The following is an 18,959-nucleotide window of genomic DNA, read 5'->3' as shown; positions in this document are numbered from 1 at the left end:
TACTCCTTATAACAAAAAACCTCCTGAGATTCTTCAGGAGGGTTACTTGTCTAGTGAGACGATAAATATACTAAAACTAGTGCAAATACGAAGAATAGTACTAGCAGTACGTATGTGACCTTAACCATGAAGGCTTCAAATCCACGCTTCTTTTGGTTATTAAATAGGTCACCACCGCCACCTTGCAAGGCATTCAAAGCATCTTGTTGCTTTGATGGTTGCATAAGTACCGCGATGATAATTAGTATTGAAACAATAATTAGTAATACTTCAAAAAGATTATACACCGGTCAAACCCCCGTTCATGGTGTTAAAAAGCTGAAATCACTTCTAAAACAATAACATAAAACAATCAAAAATTCTAGTCCAATCCATTGATAAGCTCTGTCAATCGACGTTTATATTTTGCACGTTGTGCAGCATTAACCATCATGACAATTCTATCTCCTGATTTTATCATTGTATCGCCACGAGGAATAATTTGACGCTCACCACGATAGATTCCAATGACAAGGACTTCTTTAGGAAAGCTAATCTCACGAATTATCATGCCGTCAATAGGACTACCTTCATATACTGGGATTTCGATTCGATCACTATACTTGCTGACTCGGTTCAAGTATTCAGAATTCAAGGTTAATCGTTCTTTCAACGCCTCATAAATTGGTGAACCGTTCAATATATCAACGACGATATATGCAACCAATGAAATAACAACAAGTGGCATCAAATGGCCAAGAGATCCAACCATTTCAGTTACTAAAATAATTGCTGTAAATGGTGCCTTACTAATACAAGCGAAGTACCCTGCCATTGAGAAAATAATTAAATTACTTTCGTATGAAAGTGGCAACATTCCCGTTTGATGCATAAACACCGCATAAATTGCCCCGATGATGGCACCTAAATTTAGAATAGGTAAGAAAATTCCACCTGGTAGTCCGGATCCATATGAAATCATCGAGAAAATAAATCTAAGTGCAAATATACCAACAAGTACCCAGAATCCAACTTTCAGATTGTTTAAATCGACGATCAACCCGTTACCACCACCGATGTAGCTCGGATACATCATTCCAACTGGTAAAAGTAATATTAACGGGATGATTCCTTGATATGCGCGAGGAATATGTGTTTTCGCATATACGGTTGGCATGATCAATAAGACTTTTTGATACAGGCGTCCTAATAGCCCTAGGATGATTCCTAGAATTATTAGATGCCAGTAATATTTGATTGGTAAGCTAAATTTGTACGGAATGCTCAATACTGGTGTTAATCCAAATACATATAGAGCAATTAAATTTGAGCTAACTGCACTTGCTAGCGCGGTAATCCAAACCATTGGTGAGAAATTATGATAGATTTCTTCCATTACAAACATGCAGCCTGCTAATGGAGCATTGAATGCTGCGGCCAATCCACCGGCAGCACCACTAGCAATCAATATTCTCTTGGTACTTGGTGTAGTCACGTTGGCTAATTCACCGAACCCTTGTCCAACTGAGGCTCCTAATTGAATTGCGGGACCCTCTCGGCCAAGGAATAGTCCTGGACCAATACTAATGATTCCGCCGACAAACTTTCTCCACAAAATTGACCACCATTTTACTTTGAGGTCACCATCTAGTTGAGCTTCAACTTGTGGAATACCAGACCCGGAAATGTCAGGCTCTTTTTTTAACATTAGGCCGACGATTATACCTGCAATGATTAGAAAAACTAGCAATATCAGTAGGATGACAATATTACTTCTAGCCTGCACGTACCAGCCCTGAAACCATTTTAACGATGTTCCAATTGACCAACGGAACATGCTCACAATAATTCCCGAAAGCATCCCCACGATGATTCCGCCAAGTAGAAGCTTAAGTTTATAGACATCAATTTTTTCAGACTTCATTCACAATCCCCCATTCACACTGAACGATTAAATTTCAAAATTAGGCATTTGATATACAGAAGGAGAAGGTTGTTTGAAACCTGCTTCAAGCAATTCAATGTCAGTAATAGCTTGTTCGTCAGTCACTAGCTTTGGCTTATCGTTGATCAATGTTTCATATACATCATCATAAAAAGCACCATAGTCACCCACAGGAGTCTTAATTTGCTTTTCAATCCAATCCCCATTTGAGTTACGATACTTTGCTACACCGTAATACATTGGACTATCTTCACCAAATCCATCGGTACCTGGCATAATTCCAGCCTTTAAGTCATTTTCTTGTTGATCTGCACCATACTTGATGAATGATCCATTCGTACCGTGGACGATAAATCTTGGGTAATCAGTGGCTACAACAAATTCGGCTTTAACCTTAATCTTATTTTGAGTTCCATAATGTAAATCCACGTCAAAATAATTATCGACAGCATTGGCTACTTCATTATTTCTAATATCATAAACAACACTATCAGGTCGTCCGAACAATGAAACCATTCGATCCATCAAATGAATCCCAAGGCCATAAAATGTCCCTTGTTCTTTTGTACCCGGTTTGTTAACCGTTCCAGGGCGATAGTAATCAATGTGTGATTCTACCTCAAGAATATCCCCTAAAAATCCCTGCTCAATCACCTTTTTGACAGCTAAAAAGTCACCGTCAAAACGTCTGTTTTGATATGGGGTAACTAATACTCCGCGTTCTTTTCCGAGAGATAACAACTCTTTTGCATGTTCGACTGAATCAACAAAAGGCTTTTCGACGATAACCGACTTGTTAGATAGGATGAAACTCTTCGCAAGTTCATAGTGTGTACTTGCAGGTGTACAAATAGTTACCAAGTCAATTTGAGGATTATTTAATACATCATCCAAATTAGTGGTAAAGACTGTTCCATTTTCTTGATAAGGCTTTGATAGCGCCTCATCAACAGGTTTACGAGTATAAACCATAGCGAGTTCAAAATCAGGGCGAATATTTAAATATGGCAAATGATATCTATTTGCCGATTTTCCAAAACCAATAAAAGCAATTTTTAAAGACATGTTATTCTCCTTAATTAGACATATTACTATCATATAATTTTAGACAAAAAAAAACAGTCCCGAAGGACTGTTTAATTAACAAAAATTATTTGTTTAAGTTGTAGAAACTGTGAATACCTTTGTATTCTGATTGTTCACCAAGTTGGTCTTCGATTCTCATCAATTGGTTGTACTTAGCAATACGGTCTGTACGACTCATTGAACCAGTCTTGATTTGGCCTGCGTTTGTAGCAACAACAAGGTCAGCAATTGTTGTATCTTCAGTTTCACCTGAACGGTGAGAAACAACAGCTGTGAATCCAGCTTCTTTAGCCATTTCGATAGCTTCGAATGTTTCTGTAAGTGTACCGATTTGGTTAACCTTAATAAGGATTGAGTTTGAAACTCCCATTTCGATACCCTTCTTCAAGTAGTCAGTGTTTGTAACGAACAAGTCGTCACCAACTAATTGAACCTTGTCACCAAGGGCTTTTGTAACTTTTTGCCAGTCTTCCCAGTTGTCTTCGTCGATAGGATCTTCGATTGTGATAACAGGGTACTTGTCAACGATTCCGTCAAGAAGATCGATGAATTCGTCTGTGCTCAATGAAGCACCGTTTTCGCCTTCACCCTTAAGATCATACTTGCCAGTTTCTTTGTTGTAGAATTCTGATGAAGCACAGTCAAAACCAATAGCGATATCATCACCAGGTTTGTAACCTGCTTTTTCAATAGCTTCTACCAAAATCTTGAAAGGAGCTTCGTTGTTTTCAAGGTCAGGAGCAAAACCACCTTCATCACCAACAGCAGTGTTTAGACCACGTTCTTTAAGGATTGATTTAAGTGATTGGAATGTTTCTGAACCCATACGTACAGCTTCGTGAACTGATTTTGCACCAACAGGCACGATCATGAATTCTTGGAAGTCAACGTTGTTATCAGCATGCTTACCACCATTGATAACGTTCATCATTGGTGTTGGAAGTACGTGAGCATTAGGGCCACCAAGGTATTCGTACAATGGAAGACCAAGTTCGTCAGCAGCAGCACGAGCAGCAGCTAATGAAACACCTAAGATAGCATTTGCACCAAGGTTACCCTTGTTTTCTGTACCATCTAATTTGATCATAGCGTCATCGATAGCTCTTTGATCAGTTGCATCCATACCGATAACTGTCTTTGAAATTTTGTCGTTTACGTTTGAAACGGCTTTAAGAACACCTTTACCACCAAAACGTGATTTGTCGCCATCACGTAATTCAACAGCTTCGTGTTCACCAGTTGATGCACCTGATGGTACAAGTGCACGACCAAAGCCACCTAATTCAGTATAAACTTCAACTTCAACAGTTGGGTTACCACGTGAGTCCAAGACTTCACGACCTAAAATATCAGTAATTACAGACATATTTAAATGTTCTCCTTTATGAGTTTTAATACATGTTTATTCTAACCTTTTACAAGGTCGAATTAAATGTTGTTCATTTATTTAATAAATTATTTTTGGTAGTTAACTAATGCAACGTATGATTCAGGATCCATACTTGCACCACCAACGAGTCCACCATCGATATCTTCTTTTTCCATTAAATCTTTGATGTTAGCAGGTTTAACTGAACCACCATAAAGAATACGTACTTTATCAGCAGTGTCAGCATCGTACAAGCTAACAATCTTTTCACGGATTACGTGAACCATTTCTTGAGCTTGATCACTTGTAGCTGTTTTACCAGTACCGATAGCCCAGATTGGTTCATAAGCAATAACTGATTTAGCTACATCAGCAGCAGAAATACCTTTAACAGCATTTTCGATTTGACCAGTTACCCATGATTCAGCTTTTCCAGCATCACGTTGTTCCAATGTTTCACCACAGCAAATCATTGGTAACATGTTGTTTTTAAGAATAGCTTTTGCTTTTTTGTTGATGTCTTCATCAGTTTCACCGAAGTATTGTCTTCTTTCTGAGTGACCGATGATTACATAGTCAAGACCCATTTCTTGAAGAGCTTTTGGTGAAGTTTCACCAGTAAATGCACCAGCATCTTCAAAGTAACTGTTTTCAGCAGCAGTCTTTAATGGTGTGCCTTCAGCTCCTGCAACAAGTGTTGTTAGGTCAATAGCAGGAGCTCCGATAACAGCTTCTACACCAGATTCTGGCAATTTGCCTTTGATACCGTCTAAAAATTCTTGGGTTTCTTTAGGATTTTTGTTCATCTTCCAGTTACCCGCAATAATAGGTGTACGCATAAAATTAAATCTCCTTTTATTTGTCTGAAATTGAATCAATACCAGGTAATACTTTACCTTCAAGGTATTCTAGTGATGCACCACCACCAGTTGAGATGTGAGTAAGCTTATCAGCAATACCCAAACTCTTAGCAGCAGCTGTTGAATCACCACCACCAACGATAGTAGTAGCACCAGTAAGATCACCAAGTGCACGTCCAACTTCTAGTGTACCTTCAGCAAACTTGCTCATTTCGAATGCACCCATAGGTCCATTCCATACAACAGTCTTAGCACCCTTCAAAGTATCTTTGAATAGAGCGATTGACTTAGGTCCGATATCAAGTGCCATTTCGTCATCAGGAATATCAACACCATCAGTAGTTGAAGCATCAGCATCATTTGAGAATTCTTTAGCAACGATGTGGTCTACAGGAAGAACAATCTTGTCGCCTGCTTTTTGAAGGAGGTCCTTAGCAAGTTCAACTTTATCTTCTTCGAACAATGACTTACCAATCTTGTGGCCTTGTGCAGCCAAGAAAGTATATGCCATACCACCACCGATAATGATGTGGTCTGATTTTGGAATAAGGTGTTCGATAACACCAATCTTGTCAGAAACCTTAGCACCACCAAGAATAGTTACAAATGGGTGTACAGGATTGTCAACAGCGTTACCTAAGAACTTGATTTCTTTTTCCATCAAGTAACCAGCAGCAACGGGTTTGCCAGCAGCTTTCATAGCTGTTGAAATACCAACGTTTGAAGCGTGGCTTCTGTGGGCTGTACCAAAAGCATCATTGATAAATACATCACCAAGTGAAGCCCAGTATTCGCCTAACTTAGGATCATTCTTACTTTCACGTTTACCGAAATCATTGTCGATATCTTGGAAACGTGTGTTTTCCATTAGTAAGATTTCGCCATCTTTAAGTTCATTGATAGCATCTTCTAATTCTTTACCTTCGTTAACAGGAACAAACTTAACTGGTTTGCCAATTAATTCTTGAAGTTTTGCAGCAACTGGTTTTAATGATAAAGCCTTCTTATCTTCATCACTCTTGATTCTACCCAAGTGAGAAAGTAGGATAACCTTTCCATCATGATCAGCTACGTAGTTGATTGTTGGCATAGCAGCAACGATACGGTTAGTATCGCCGACAACACCATCTTTAATAGGAACATTAAAGTCAACACGCATCAAAACTTTTTTGTCTTTTACGTCAACGTCAGAAACGATAAGTTTTGCCATTTTATATCCTCCAAATATTTTCCTTAAAAAAAAGCGGAAGGAGTTATCCTCCCTCCGCCAATTTGACTCATTAAATTAGGTTGTAAGTTTTGCAGTTGAACTAATAAATTAGTTTAAGCTAGCAAATTTTTCAAGTGTACGAACCATTTGTGCAGTAAATCCTGATTCATTGTCATACCATGCAACAGTCTTTACAACTTGGCCTTCACCTGAACCAACGATTTGTGTTTGTGTTGGGTCGAATACTGAACCAAATGATGTACCGATAACGTCAGATGAAACAATTTCATCATCGTTGTAACCGAATGAAGGGTTGTTGTCAGTATATTTCTTGATAGCAGCGTTAACTTCGTCAACAGTAACTTCTTTACCAAGTGTTGTAACTAATTCTGTAAGTGAACCTGTGATAACTGGTACACGTTGTGCGTGTCCATCAAGTTTACCTTTAAGTTCAGGAACAACCATACCCAAGGCCTTAGCAGCACCAGTTGAGTGAGGGATGATGTTAGCAGCAGCAGCACGTGCAGCACGAACATTACCTTTACGTTCTGGGCCATCTTGAAGCATTTGTGTAGCTGTGTAAGCGTGAACTGTTGTCATTGTACCAGCTTTGATACCGAATTCTTTGTTTACGGCATTAGCTAATGGTGCAAGACAGTTTGTTGTACATGAACCAGCTGAAGCGATTTTAACGTCGTTAGTTAAAACGTCATCGTTAACACCGTAAACAACTGTAGGCATGTCACCTGATGGAGCTGAGATCAATACACGTTTTGCACCAGCATCGATGTGAGCTTGTGCTTTGTCTGATGATGTGTAGAAACCAGTACATTCAAGAACGATGTCAACACCGTCGTTGCCAACCCATTTAAGGTCTGCAGCATTCTTTTCAGCGTATACAGGGATCTTCTTACCATCAACAACGATACCATCCTCAGCAGCTGTAATAGCGTCTGACTTGAAGTTACCATGAGCAGTATCATATTTAAGCAAGTGTGCAAGCATTGCAGGTGATGTTAAATCATTGATTGCAACAACTTCCAAATCTGTTTTGCCTTGTGCTTGAAGATCAGCAATACGGCGGAATGCTAAACGTCCGATACGTCCAAATCCATTAATACCAACTTTTGTAGTCATACAAAAATTCCTCCTTCAGGAAAGTAAAAATATATTATTTTAAAGGGTTATCCCTTAAAATCATCTTTGATGCACCCTCATCGGTAATTAGTACGGTATGAGAAGGCGCGTTTTTCATGTAAGCCTCGATGGCGGTTGCTTTTGATGCACCACCAGCAATAGCAATTACATTTTTAATATTAACAAGGTCCCGAACATGAAGTCCAATTCTAGGCACCTTATAAACGAGCTTACCGTTCTGATCAAAGAAATCTCCGAAAGCCTCGGCAACAGCATTGCTGTCACTTATCTTTAATCTATCTTCATCAGATAAATTTCTTCTCTCAGCCATCACACTCGCTGTTCCGATACTATGAACAACAACATTACACTTATATATTAAATCAAGTACTGACTTAATTGAAGCTTCATTTTGAAGAGATTCAAAACTTCTCTCACTAATGTCCTCTGGTAAGTATAAGGCTCGATGCTGTCCATGAGTTCGATTTGCCATTTCAGCACAAACACTGTTTGCCTGAATGATTACTGACTCTCCTACTCCTCCACGTGCTGGTAAGAATAATAAATCACGATTCTTAGAAAGACTTGGTGATAAATTCCTAGCAACCCTGGCTAAAGTACTACCACCTGTTACAGCGATGAGACTTTTACCATTTGGAAGAATAGTACCTAGCAATTGATTAAGTCTTTGGCCGAAGGAATCAATCACACGATATTGTTTATCAGAATTACCTGGTAAAACAATACAACGATCAATTCCGAGCTTCTTACTTAACTCTTGCTCTAAAAGTGCTGTACCTTGAAAGTCAGCTAATAACTTGTTGAGTTGACCATTGGCTTGAATACCCGTCTTAGTTAGAGACATCCCTGACTTAGATGAAATAATCAGTCCTTGATTTTTCAAAAGGTCGGTCTCAGTTCTAAGGCTTCGTTCAGTAACGTTAAGGTCATCTGCTAGGACCCGACGGCCCACCGGTTCCATTAATTTAATACTTTGAAGTATTCTGAAACGTTTTTCGACAGTCTTAATGAAATCGGGAGCAACCAAATCCAACAATTCTAAATCACTATTGATTGTCATTTGATTTACTCCTTGGGACTAATCTTGTCCCTGTATGTCCTTTTGCGACCCATATACTCAAAAAATAAAAGCCCGGATAAACTTTGTTACCTCTCAAGCACAGTTCCTATTATATACGCTCAGTCCCATATTGCAAGTGATAACGGGTCAAAAACTGAATGTTTTTTCTTCTTCCTATTAAGCACAAGGATTACGACAATTTCAAAAAAACTAATGCACGATATCCAAGTTTTAATATCATTAGTATTAATGCTTTATTTTTCACTCAGATTTGCGATAATAGTAGTATACGCGTCGCTAGTATAATGGATAGCACTCAGGATTCCGGTTCCTGCAATGTGGGTTCGACTCCCACGCGACGCATAGTTATCGTTTGAATAAATACCAAACGAAATCAGAGATCCAACTCAAGACTTGTAACTTGTCCGGAAAGAAATCTGATGGAGATTTAATTTTTTGAGTCAACCATGCAGTAAACTCGTCCCATGGTCTAGTGGCAACTTCAAAAACATTTAATACATAAAAGATAACTCTACGTCCAAAATAAGCTAAAGTAAGTATGCCTATTATTATCAAAATAGAAAGTAAGATTACCACGATGTTCCTCCAAGGTTTTATCGTGTTACATCTAATAGTAGAATGCTGCAAAATGCCTTTGCAAAGTTATTTCACCCTTTATCTCAAAATTCCATCGTATCTGACGATTAATCAAACAAACTTATTCAAAAAAAAGGAAAGTCGCAACCAATGTGACTTTCCTTTTTGAATATTAATGTTGTGGTATCTCTTCAGCAAAGCCATAAAATTGTGATTTATCAGAGAAGTCGGCCATATATTGACCATTCAATCCAGCCTTCTGGCCATAAGCACCTAATTCGATAATCAAACTTTCTTCATCCTTGGGAAAATGAATGTTGCCTTTCATTGCCATACTTCGAAGATAATTAATCATTTTGATTACTAATGATTGTGGATTTTTCGAACTATCCAGTTGCTTCTCGACTTGTTTTAATACATCAAGAATATCTAATAGTTCTGATGATTGAAGACTGTGATTAGATAGCTTATCAATCAGTTCGTTAATTTCTGATTTTACTTCTGTTAATGCTTCTTGATCTTTAGCCATGGTACTTCCCCTTATAAATATATTAATTATTTAACTTTTTTGAGTGTAGGTCAGAAAATATAATTAATCAAATAAATTTACAATTGAGATTCTGGTTCTTTAGAAGTATAGAGCTTTCTGATGAAAATAAAACAACAAAGTAATAACACTAAGCAAGTTGCGAAACCAAGCTTAATTCCCACTAATTCACCGGTAATCGTTGTGGTATTTGCATGTTTATTAGCAACAGTAATAATAGCTATTAGTAAAGCTGTCCCAAATGATGCCGCCACTTGTCTTAATGTGTTGTACATAGCAACACCATCAGGAATTATTGTCATCGGCAGAAACGAAAGTGCTTGAGTTTGAATTGGTATCAATACTAAAACAAGCCCAAATTGTCTGATTGTCTGCCCTAATGTAATAGTAAGAATTGAAGTATCCTTGTTAATCATGACTTGTAGGAATGTACCGATACAGTCAATAGTTATCCCAATAAGCACTAGAACTTTAACTGGATATTTATCGAAAAGTTTTCCACTTATTGGAGACATGACGAATGTCACCATAGCACCAGGAAGTAAGACCAATCCCGATATTAAGGCACTCTTATGCATTACATTTTGTACAAGAATTGGTAATAAAATAGTATTTCCATACATTGTTACCATTAAAATCATATTTAATATGTTCGCAATGTTGAATTGAGTGTGTTTAAACACATTTAAGTTAATGAAGGGACTTTTTGATCCCTTTTGGGTCTTTAAGAATAATAAAGCAAAAATAATTCCCAAAACTAGTAATCCTAAAATATTGAATGATAGGAATTTTGCCTCCCCAATATTTGAGAAAGCCCAGAGCAAGCACAATAATCCAAAGCTCGCCGTTATCAAACCTTTTACATTAAATACGAGCTCGGTATTGTGTTCAACTCTTGGCATTAAGAAAATTGCCAGTAAAATTGCAATGAGTGTGAATGGCATGGTCAAACTAAAAAGATAGCGCCACGTCAGGCTATCCAAGATGAATCCTGATACTGTTGGACCAATGATTGGTGAAAAATTGAACACGACTCCGATAATGCCCATAACTGACCCACGATGTTTCTTGTCAGCCGCCCTCATGGCGATTACGTTGACTAATGGAATCATGACTCCGGCACCAATCGCCTGGATCATTCTACCTAGTATTAGGACTAAATATATATTTGCGGTTGCCCCGATGAGTGATCCGATGAAGAAAATCGTTGAGAATGTGATGAATAAGCTTTTGAAGGAGAATCGTTTCATCAAATACGCACTGGTTGGGATCATTAGCGCATTGGCCAACATGTATCCATTTGTCAGCCACTGTGCTGATGAGTATGAAATATGGAAAACACGCATTATTGGTGGCAATGCTGTGGTCATCATAGTGGAACTTAATACTCCGAAAAAACTTCCAAACAGTACTATATATAGCGAAACGCGCATTCCCTTTTTCATGAAAAAATCCTCATCCCTAAATTAGTTGACAAAAGCAACTTAAATAACTATATTTGAAATTAGTTGCTTTTGTCAACTAAAGGAGTGATAAATAATGAAAAAAGAAGATATTTATAATGTCCGTGAGTTCGACCGTTTTTACACCAATGTTCTACAACTAACTGACAAATATCACCTTCACACTCAATTTACAATTTTAGAATCACGAATTTTATTAGAGATAAATCGTGGTGTAAACACTGCAAATCAACTATTAGGCTTGCTGAAACTCGACAAGGGCTATGTCAGTCGTGTTTTGAAAAAGTTAGAAAACGAAGAATTAATTACTAAACAAGCTGATCCGGACGATTTACGGATAAAGGTTTTAGCGTTAACCGACCAAGGCCATGCAGCTTTAGACGATATTAACCACAGAGCCGATGATCAAATTTCTTCCCTATTCAAAAATGTTGAAAAATCGGAAATAAAGCATATAATCGACGCCATGAAAGAGATTCAAACTAAATTAGATAACAACGATTGAGGCAAGAAAATGTCAAATATTTATTTAAGAAAAGCAAATCTAGACGACCTAGATGCAATTATGGATATCATTAATGAAGCAAAAGCACTTCTGAAAAAAGACGGGAGTACTCAGTGGCAAAATGGTTCACCAAACCGTGAGAAAATTGAAAAAGATATTGATTTAGGATTCAGCAATGTATTGATAGTTGACGGAGAAATTGCTGCTACTGCCGCATTGTATACAACACCGGACCCTACTTATGCAAAAATTTATGACGGAGCTTGGTCTGCCACTGCTGACCCTTATGCAACTACTCATACGGTTGCTATCTCCAGCAAATTTAGAGGGATGCACTTAAGTAAATTTCTCTTCTCCAATTTAACTACACTAGCTGTAGAAAAAGGATTCCACAATCTACGTATTGATACTCATGAAATGAATGTGCGTATGCAAAGATTGGCCAAGAGTTTTGGATATGTACAACGTGGAATCATTTACATTGATTCAACTCCTGAAGGCAAAAGATTGGCTTTTGAATTAAATTTATAATAGGTAAATAACTGAATTTTCATAATCCCAAGAATACTTTGACTTAATATTTATATCCGTTAAAGTTGACTTATAGATTAAATTACTTTGGGGGGAATTATGAAAAAATTACTTACAAGCTTTTTTCTAACATTAATGGCGGTATTGGCAATTGTTCCGTTTGCACAAATTGCAAAGGCGGATGATCACAATGCTTTTAATTACATTAGCAATGTGGCGACGCCAAAGTTAACTACTTTGTATAACAAAGATGATAGTAATAACTTTACTGCAGTTAAGAATCGTAGTCTGGGTGCTAAAACAAATTGGTACACCGATATGTGGATTCAAAGTGGTAAAGAAACTTACTTACGTGTTTCCACAAATGAATGGGCACGTATGTCTGATGTTGTTGCAAGTTTGAAACTCGCAGCATCTGGAGAGCCTCATATTACTGGAGTTACAGTAACTGCTAATCCAGCAGCGATAATTTATGATGACTTTGGCGCAAAAACTATCGGTCGTCTAGAAAAAGGCTATGCTTTTAAAGCCGATCAAATGGGTTACTTTAATAATGACACACAACACACTTATTTCCGTGTTGGCACAAATCAATGGCTAAGCAATGCTGATGTTAATCCATATTAAATCATTAATATTCAAATGATAATTTTTTTTACATAATATAGTGCTAGTTTGTTGACCCTGTATTATTTATATGCTAAATTAGCACCGTACCGTTAAGAGTGCTAATCAAAAAACAGGAGGCATTTTATGTTAGTTCCTACAGTTATTGAACAAAGTTCACGTGGCGAACGTGCCTATGACATTTATTCGAGATTATTAAAGGATAGAATTATCATGCTATCTGGCGAAGTTAACAGCCAAATGGCAAACACAGTTATTGCAGAATTACTATTTCTAGACGCCCAAGATTCAGATAAGGACATTTCCATGTACATCAACTCACCTGGTGGCTCAGTTACCGATGGTTTAGCTATCGTGGATACTATGAATTTCGTAAAATCTGATGTTCAAACTATTGCTACAGGTTTGGCTGCTTCAATGGGTTCAGTCCTATTGTCATCAGGTACAAAGGGCAAACGTTTTGCTCTACCTAATTCAACAGTTCTTATTCACCAACCACTCGGTGGTGCTCAAGGACAACAAACAGAAATCGAAATTGCTGCACAAGAAATTTTGAAGACAAGAAAAAGATTAAATCACATCTTGGCTGACAATTCTGGCCAAACTTTCGAAAAACTACAAAAAGATACAGATCGTGATAACTATATGACAGCTCAAGAAGCTAAGGATTATGGTTTGATTGATGAAATCATGAGCAACAAGCCAGAAGACAAGAAATAATCTTTTAAATTGGAGGGAGTGCAAATTACTTGCATCCCTCTTTTTTTGCGTCCATAGACAAATAATTTTATTTCGACTATTCTTTTGATTGAAAGGAGAAATTATGACAAGCAATACAAACAAAATTATAAATAGAAAACTTTTTGTCAGTACTCTCTTAGCAGGAACTTTTACAATGTCGATTAGTCAGTCGTCTTTGTCTACCGCCTATCCGACATTGATGAAGTTCTTCGGAGTAACAGCACCAACCATTCAATGGCTGACGACTGGATTTATGCTAATCATGTGTATCATGATGCCAATTAGCCCTTGGTTGTTAAATAATATCTCGTTCAAAAAATTATTTCTCAGCGTCGTGGCAATTTTTGGAATTGGGACATTTATCATCATCCTAGCACCAAATTTTCCATTGGCTATGTTGGGTAGAGCTTTGGAAGCCGTCGGAGTAGGGATCCTATTTCCGTCGTTTCAATCAGTTCTACTAGAAATAACCGAGCGAGATCAACGTGGTGGAACAATGGGGATGGCTGGACTGGTAATGGGTTCAGCCCTAGCCAGCGGGCCTATCATCTCCGGAATTGTTTTGAATTGGCTTAAATGGCAAGGATTATTCGTAATATTCCTAATCATCATGGTAGCAATATTCGTCTTAGGATTATTTTTCATACAAGATGTTATGCCACGAAAAAAAGTTAAACTCGATTTTATTTCAATTATTTATTTACTTGGATTAGTTGGTCTGCTTTATGTTGTAAACCAGGCAGGCGCAGCACATTCATTGGATAATAGCCTACTAATTTTATTAGTAATCAGTATTATCCTCACCGGTTTATTTATTTATCGTCAGTTGACGGCAAATGACCCACTTCTAGATTTGAAAGTCATGAAATCATTTAACTTTGATTTAGCGATTTTGCTAACTGGATTTTCCTACATTTCGTTAATCGTTGTAACCATTATTTATCCTCTTTATTATCAAAATATTTTACACACTTCTATTCTGATTTCCGGATTAGCATTGGTGCCACCAGCAATATTGCTCAGCATCTTGAATCCACTAACTGGTAAATTAGCAGATAGAATCGGATTCAAACCAACTTTGTTAACTGGGATGTCGATGATTGTTGTTGGTTGGTTCCTACTATTCATCCTTAATTTCAAGTTAAACATTTGGGCCATGATTCTCATCGCGATGCTAATTGAAGGTGGAAATGCCTTTGTTATGATGCCTGCCACTACTCTTGGAGGAAATTCACTTTCTCAAGAATTAATCCCTCATGGGACGGCAATTATCACAACAGTTAGACAGCTATTAGGATCATTGGGTGTCAGTTTGGCAACATTAATCCTAGTATCATCGAATCAAAATCATCACTTACCAGTAAATGGTGGACTGGCGGGATATCACAGCGTATTTACATTCTTCTTTGTAATTGCATTATTTGGATTGATTTTCGCAATATTAGTCAAAGATTACAAAAAAACTTTAAAGCAAAACTAAAATTTCACCTCTGAGAAAATTTTTCAGAGGTGTTTTTTGTTATTATTATTCATGAGGACATTTACATGAAAAATTCATCAAAGTGGCTATTTCGAATAATTGCCACGATACTAATTATTGCGACAATCATCTTTGGGACAACCAAAGTTTTAGAATACCAACCTTCTTCAAAAGCAGAAGATGCAGCAAAAAGTTCAACACAAGTTTTGAATACTACAAAATTTCAAGGCGATGACAGTAAGCCAATGGTTATTTTTTATCCTGGTGCACTTGTAGATCCTAAGAGTTACAGTATTTGGGCAGAAAAAGTTGCTGCAGCTGGATATTCAGTTTATATTGTCAGGTTCACACTGGATTTGGCGGTTCTTAATCCTAATGTTGCTAAAAAAATTCAACAAAATAAAAATTATATCATCGGCGGACACTCACTTGGTGGGACCATGGCTGCCAGATATGCCCACGACAACCCCAAAGATTTAAAGGGTGTCTTCTTCTTGGCAAGTTATCCTGAAGAAAAAGGTGATTTAAAAAAAGCTAAAGTACCCGTGCTTTCAATCACCGGAACAAATGATGGTGTCCTCAATCAATCTAAATTTAATGGTGCAAAAAAATACTTACCAACGACCACAGTCTATACGCAAATAACTGGTGGAAACCATGCTGGATTCGGCAGTTACGGAAAACAACGTCACGATAAAAAAGCCTCAATCAGTAATGCCCGTCAACAAGACGAAATTTCCAATATCCTAATTACTTGGTTAAATAATTCTGTAATCAAATAAAAAGCATTATCAGATTTCATCCCTCAAAAGGACGAAATTAGATAATGCTTTTTTTATGCGCTAGCTTCTTCAGCCAACTGATTAATTTTTCTTAGTCGATGATTGATTCCTGATTTGGAAATTGCCCCACTAGGAACCATATCTCCGAGCTCCTTCAATGAGACTTCAGGATTATCCAATCTCAAAACAGCAATTTCTTGTAGTTTTTGTGGTAATGAATCAAGTCCTATCGTATCTCGAAGATGCTTAATGTTTTCAACTTGACGCTCCGCAGCGGCAACGGTCTTATTGATATTTGCATTTTCGCAATTAACCAGACGATTAACAGAGTTGCGCATATCGCGGACAATCCGAATATCTTCGAATTTTAACATTGAGTTAGTAGCACCAATCAACTGCAGAAAGTCGGCGATGCGTTCAGCTTCCTTTAGATAGGTAATATACCCGTTACGGCGTTTTGTTGTTTTAGCATTCAAGCCAAAATGATTCATCATTTCGGCAATATCAGCGTTGTGTGACTCATACAATGAATAAATTTCCAAATGGTATCTTGAAGTCTCTGGATTATTAACACTACCTGTTGCCAAGAATGCACCACGTAAATATGAACGCATTCTTTGATCTTCATTCAAAATATCAGGCGTTACATCAGTATTAATTGATAAACCTGTTTCATCTAAAATACCTAAATCTTGTAACACTTCATTAGTATTACGTTTGAGTCGAACAAGATATTGATTATTCTTCTTCAACTTCATTTTCTTACGAACTAAAAGTTCAGATTCCATGCCATACTTTTGCTTAATTAATGAGAATATTCTCCGAGCAATTGCCGGATTCTCTGTTTGAGTTGTTAATACAAAATGATGATTTTGTAAACTTAACGAACCATTCATTCTGATTAAAGCTGACAACTCAACACGTGCGTGCTCTGGATGGACCTCTAAACCAGTGAGTTCTTTCTTAACCTCACTTGCATACGAAGCCATTTATCTCACCTCATTTTTTCTATTCCCTGACTGAAAAGCCAAATTTAAAATTTCATGGGCAATTTTATCGCCGTCATGAAAGGCTCCGTGATCTCGCAACTTCAAAAAGTCATCAGAAATTACACGGCAACCCATATCTCTCAAACCTTCAAAATCAGGTGTAACTTGATTAATATACTCGTCATATTTTTTATGGTCCATATAATCTTCTGGAACGGGACGAGTATTGACCAAAACTGTATCGACAAAATTCCCACCTAAATGATTATCGAGTACGCGAACGTGATCAGCATCAGTAAAGTTTTCTGTTTCACCAATTTGGGTCATGATATTGCAAATATAGACTACTTCAGCGGGAGTTTGTTTAACTGCCTCACCAATTTGTTCAATCATTAAATTAGGAAGAATACTAGTAAACAAGCTACCAGGTCCAAGCACAACCACATCTGCTTGCATGATTGAAGCTAACACTGGAAGCAAGGTCTTGGGTTTTTCTTCTGGATTATCTGAGTTGGTTACCCAGACTCTTTTAACATGCTTACCTGAATGAGTAATCTCATGTTCACCCGCCAAAGTTGTACCATCAGTAAACTCAGCATTTAGAGTCAACTTAGTATTTGACGCAGGAAAAACATTTCCATCAATCTTCATCATTTTTGACAACGCTTGAACGGCATCGAAAATATTAGGAGACATTTCACTTAAGGCAGCGATGATCAAATTACCAAGCGCATGCCCCGAGAAAAAGTCATCATCACTTTTGAACCTATGTTGAAACACATCCAACTCATCTTCTGGTAAATCAGAGAGTGATGCTAACACATTTCGGATATCCCCGGGTGGAACAACGTTAATATAATTGCGAATAATACCTGACGATCCCCCATCATCGGCAACTGTAACAATTGCGGTAATATTGGCATCTTCTTTTCGTAAACTGTTTAAAATAACTGGTAAACCAGTTCCCCCACCTATAACAACAACTTTTGGACGACGTCCCTTAACAACACGAACTATCCTATTTGCTGCCATGTTCAATAACCTTCTTTTGTGATTTTTCCATATCGCGATGAGTAATATCAACGTAATACTTGTCCTTTAGATCTTTGCCCAATCTTTCCGCAATTGCTACGGAACGGTGTTGTCCACCCGTGCAACCGATTGCGACTGTTAAACTAGTTTTACCTTCTTTTTCATATCCAGGCAAAATGAATTTCATTAAATCAAATAATTTTTGATAAAACTTCTCGGTTTCGGGACTGTCCATAACGTAATCATAGACGTCCTTGTCTTTTCCTGTTTGAACTTTGAGTTCTGGGACATAGAAAGGATTTCTCAAGAATCTGACGTCCATCACAATATCTGCATCAATTGGAAGTCCATATTTAAAACCAAATGACATAACTTCAATGTGAAAAGTTGGTACTTCAGCTGATTTCTGAAAGTTGTCAAAAATAGCCTCACGAAGTTGTCTTGGTGATAAATCAGTAGTATCAATCACAACTTGAGCTCTTGACTTCATTTCACCCAATAACTCACGTTCCTTTTGAATCCCATCTAACAATCTTCCTTCCATAGCTAATGGATGGCTACGGCGTGTTTCTTTATAACGTGAAACCAATTCCTCATCAGAGGCATCAAGGAACATTATCTTCATTTCAACTTTTTGATTTTGTTCTTGTTCGTCAGCATTAACTTCGGCCAACATTGAAAAAATTTCATCATAAAATGCTCTTGATCTGATATCAACAACTAAAGCAACTTTGTCGATAGTTCCAGATTCGTGCACTAACTCCCAAAATTTTGGAAGTAAATTCGGCGGCATATTATCAATACAGAAATAACCAAGGTCTTCGAAAGATTGCATTGCAACAGTCTTTCCAGCCCCGCTCATTCCGGTAACTATAACTAAATTAAGTACATTTTTTGACATCTGTGCACCTCGCATTCAGATACTAGCATAACATTGCAACCCGGGCGTGTCTATTTAGAAACATCATATACGAGATTTATTTAGCGGTATAATTATT

Annotated in this window: 20 protein-coding genes and 1 tRNA gene; 7 read left to right on the top strand and 14 right to left on the bottom strand. The window is 37.5% G+C overall.

Features of this window, described 5'->3' with window-relative positions; all coding sequences use genetic code 11:
• Nucleotides 1–50: 50 nt before the first annotated feature.
• The 8 genes from secG to ABM34_RS12290 form a co-directional block, all read right to left on the bottom strand.
• The gene (secG, locus tag ABM34_RS12325; RefSeq protein ID WP_048706151.1) at nt 51–287 is read right to left on the bottom strand and encodes a preprotein translocase subunit SecG; all 237 of its coding nucleotides are present in this window, start codon (nt 285–287) and stop codon (nt 51–53) included.
• Between the two features lie 74 nt (nt 288–361).
• Complete coding sequence (locus ABM34_RS12320; RefSeq protein WP_048706149.1) at nt 362–1,903, bottom strand: ClC family H(+)/Cl(-) exchange transporter; 1,542 nt, start codon at nt 1,901–1,903, stop codon at nt 362–364.
• Between the two features lie 27 nt (nt 1,904–1,930).
• A complete protein-coding gene (locus tag ABM34_RS12315; protein WP_048706147.1) occupies nt 1,931–2,989 on the bottom strand; it encodes an oxidoreductase in 1,059 nt (352 codons plus the stop codon).
• A gap of 85 nt (nt 2,990–3,074) precedes the next feature.
• A complete protein-coding gene (gene eno, locus ABM34_RS12310) occupies nt 3,075–4,376 on the bottom strand; it encodes a phosphopyruvate hydratase (RefSeq protein ID WP_048706146.1) in 1,302 nt (433 codons plus the stop codon).
• Nucleotides 4,377–4,465: 89 nt separating this feature from the next.
• Nucleotides 4,466–5,218: a triose-phosphate isomerase gene (tpiA, locus tag ABM34_RS12305; protein ID WP_048706144.1), complete on the bottom strand. Its 753-nt coding sequence runs from the start codon at nt 5,216–5,218 to the stop codon at nt 4,466–4,468.
• Nucleotides 5,219–5,234: 16 nt separating this feature from the next.
• A complete protein-coding gene (locus tag ABM34_RS12300; RefSeq protein WP_048706142.1) occupies nt 5,235–6,449 on the bottom strand; it encodes a phosphoglycerate kinase in 1,215 nt (404 codons plus the stop codon).
• A gap of 108 nt (nt 6,450–6,557) precedes the next feature.
• Nucleotides 6,558–7,586, bottom strand: a complete 1,029-nt coding sequence (gene gap, locus ABM34_RS12295; RefSeq protein WP_048706140.1) for a type I glyceraldehyde-3-phosphate dehydrogenase — start codon at nt 7,584–7,586, stop codon at nt 6,558–6,560.
• Between the two features lie 34 nt (nt 7,587–7,620).
• On the bottom strand, nt 7,621–8,667 hold the full coding sequence (locus tag ABM34_RS12290; RefSeq protein ID WP_048706139.1) for a sugar-binding transcriptional regulator: 1,047 nt from the start codon (nt 8,665–8,667) through the stop codon (nt 7,621–7,623).
• Nucleotides 8,668–8,958: 291 nt separating this feature from the next.
• On the opposite strand from ABM34_RS12290, the gene ABM34_RS12285 reads away from it, so the two are divergent.
• A tRNA-Arg gene (locus ABM34_RS12285) sits at nt 8,959–9,030 on the top strand.
• A 3-nt stretch (nt 9,031–9,033) separates the two neighbouring features.
• Here the strand turns inward: ABM34_RS12285 and ABM34_RS12280 are convergent.
• The 3 genes from ABM34_RS12280 to ABM34_RS12270 form a co-directional block, all read right to left on the bottom strand.
• Nucleotides 9,034–9,264, bottom strand: coding sequence for a hypothetical protein (locus tag ABM34_RS12280; protein ID WP_048706137.1), 231 nt, complete (start codon nt 9,262–9,264; stop codon nt 9,034–9,036).
• Nucleotides 9,265–9,436: 172 nt separating this feature from the next.
• Nucleotides 9,437–9,793: a bacteriocin immunity protein gene (locus tag ABM34_RS12275; protein WP_048706135.1), complete on the bottom strand. Its 357-nt coding sequence runs from the start codon at nt 9,791–9,793 to the stop codon at nt 9,437–9,439.
• Nucleotides 9,794–9,870: 77 nt separating this feature from the next.
• Nucleotides 9,871–11,256: a DHA2 family efflux MFS transporter permease subunit gene (locus ABM34_RS12270; RefSeq protein ID WP_048706134.1), complete on the bottom strand. Its 1,386-nt coding sequence runs from the start codon at nt 11,254–11,256 to the stop codon at nt 9,871–9,873.
• A gap of 94 nt (nt 11,257–11,350) precedes the next feature.
• Between ABM34_RS12270 and ABM34_RS12265 the strand changes: the two genes are divergently transcribed.
• From ABM34_RS12265 to ABM34_RS12240, 6 genes are all read left to right on the top strand, one after another.
• The gene (locus ABM34_RS12265; protein WP_048706133.1) at nt 11,351–11,779 is read left to right on the top strand and encodes a MarR family winged helix-turn-helix transcriptional regulator; all 429 of its coding nucleotides are present in this window, start codon (nt 11,351–11,353) and stop codon (nt 11,777–11,779) included.
• A 9-nt stretch (nt 11,780–11,788) separates the two neighbouring features.
• Entirely contained in the window at nt 11,789–12,310 is a 522-nt protein-coding gene (locus ABM34_RS12260) for a GNAT family N-acetyltransferase (RefSeq protein WP_048706131.1), read from the top strand.
• Between the two features lie 99 nt (nt 12,311–12,409).
• Nucleotides 12,410–12,937, top strand: coding sequence for a hypothetical protein (locus ABM34_RS12255; protein WP_048706129.1), 528 nt, complete (start codon nt 12,410–12,412; stop codon nt 12,935–12,937).
• 126 nt (nt 12,938–13,063) lie between these two features.
• Nucleotides 13,064–13,657, top strand: coding sequence for an ATP-dependent Clp endopeptidase proteolytic subunit ClpP (gene clpP / locus ABM34_RS12250; RefSeq protein WP_048706127.1), 594 nt, complete (start codon nt 13,064–13,066; stop codon nt 13,655–13,657).
• Nucleotides 13,658–13,760: 103 nt separating this feature from the next.
• Complete coding sequence (locus tag ABM34_RS12245; RefSeq protein ID WP_048706125.1) at nt 13,761–15,158, top strand: DHA2 family efflux MFS transporter permease subunit; 1,398 nt, start codon at nt 13,761–13,763, stop codon at nt 15,156–15,158.
• Between the two features lie 65 nt (nt 15,159–15,223).
• Complete coding sequence (locus tag ABM34_RS12240) at nt 15,224–15,940, top strand: alpha/beta family hydrolase (protein WP_048706123.1); 717 nt, start codon at nt 15,224–15,226, stop codon at nt 15,938–15,940.
• A 53-nt stretch (nt 15,941–15,993) separates the two neighbouring features.
• Here ABM34_RS12240 and whiA read toward each other — a convergent pair whose 3' ends face one another.
• The 3 genes from whiA to rapZ are packed head-to-tail and all read right to left on the bottom strand — an operon-like array spanning nt 15,994 to nt 18,862.
• Nucleotides 15,994–16,929 (bottom strand): DNA-binding protein WhiA, encoded by a 936-nt coding sequence (whiA, locus tag ABM34_RS12235; RefSeq protein ID WP_048706121.1) that lies wholly within the window; start codon nt 16,927–16,929, stop codon nt 15,994–15,996.
• Complete coding sequence (locus tag ABM34_RS12230) at nt 16,930–17,961, bottom strand: gluconeogenesis factor YvcK family protein (RefSeq protein ID WP_048706119.1); 1,032 nt, start codon at nt 17,959–17,961, stop codon at nt 16,930–16,932. It lies immediately after the preceding gene.
• Nucleotides 17,948–18,862, bottom strand: coding sequence for an RNase adapter RapZ (gene rapZ / locus ABM34_RS12225; protein WP_048706117.1), 915 nt, complete (start codon nt 18,860–18,862; stop codon nt 17,948–17,950). Before rapZ ends, ABM34_RS12230 begins: the two co-directional genes overlap by 14 nt.
• Between the last annotated feature and the right edge of the window lie 97 nt (nt 18,863–18,959).

Origin of the sequence: Companilactobacillus ginsenosidimutans, assembly GCF_001050475.1 — a bacterium.
GTDB classification, from domain to species: Bacteria; Bacillota; Bacilli; order Lactobacillales; family Lactobacillaceae; genus Companilactobacillus; species Companilactobacillus ginsenosidimutans.
Note: the sequence above shows the minus strand (reverse complement) of the source record. Positions and strands in the feature narration are given on the sequence as shown.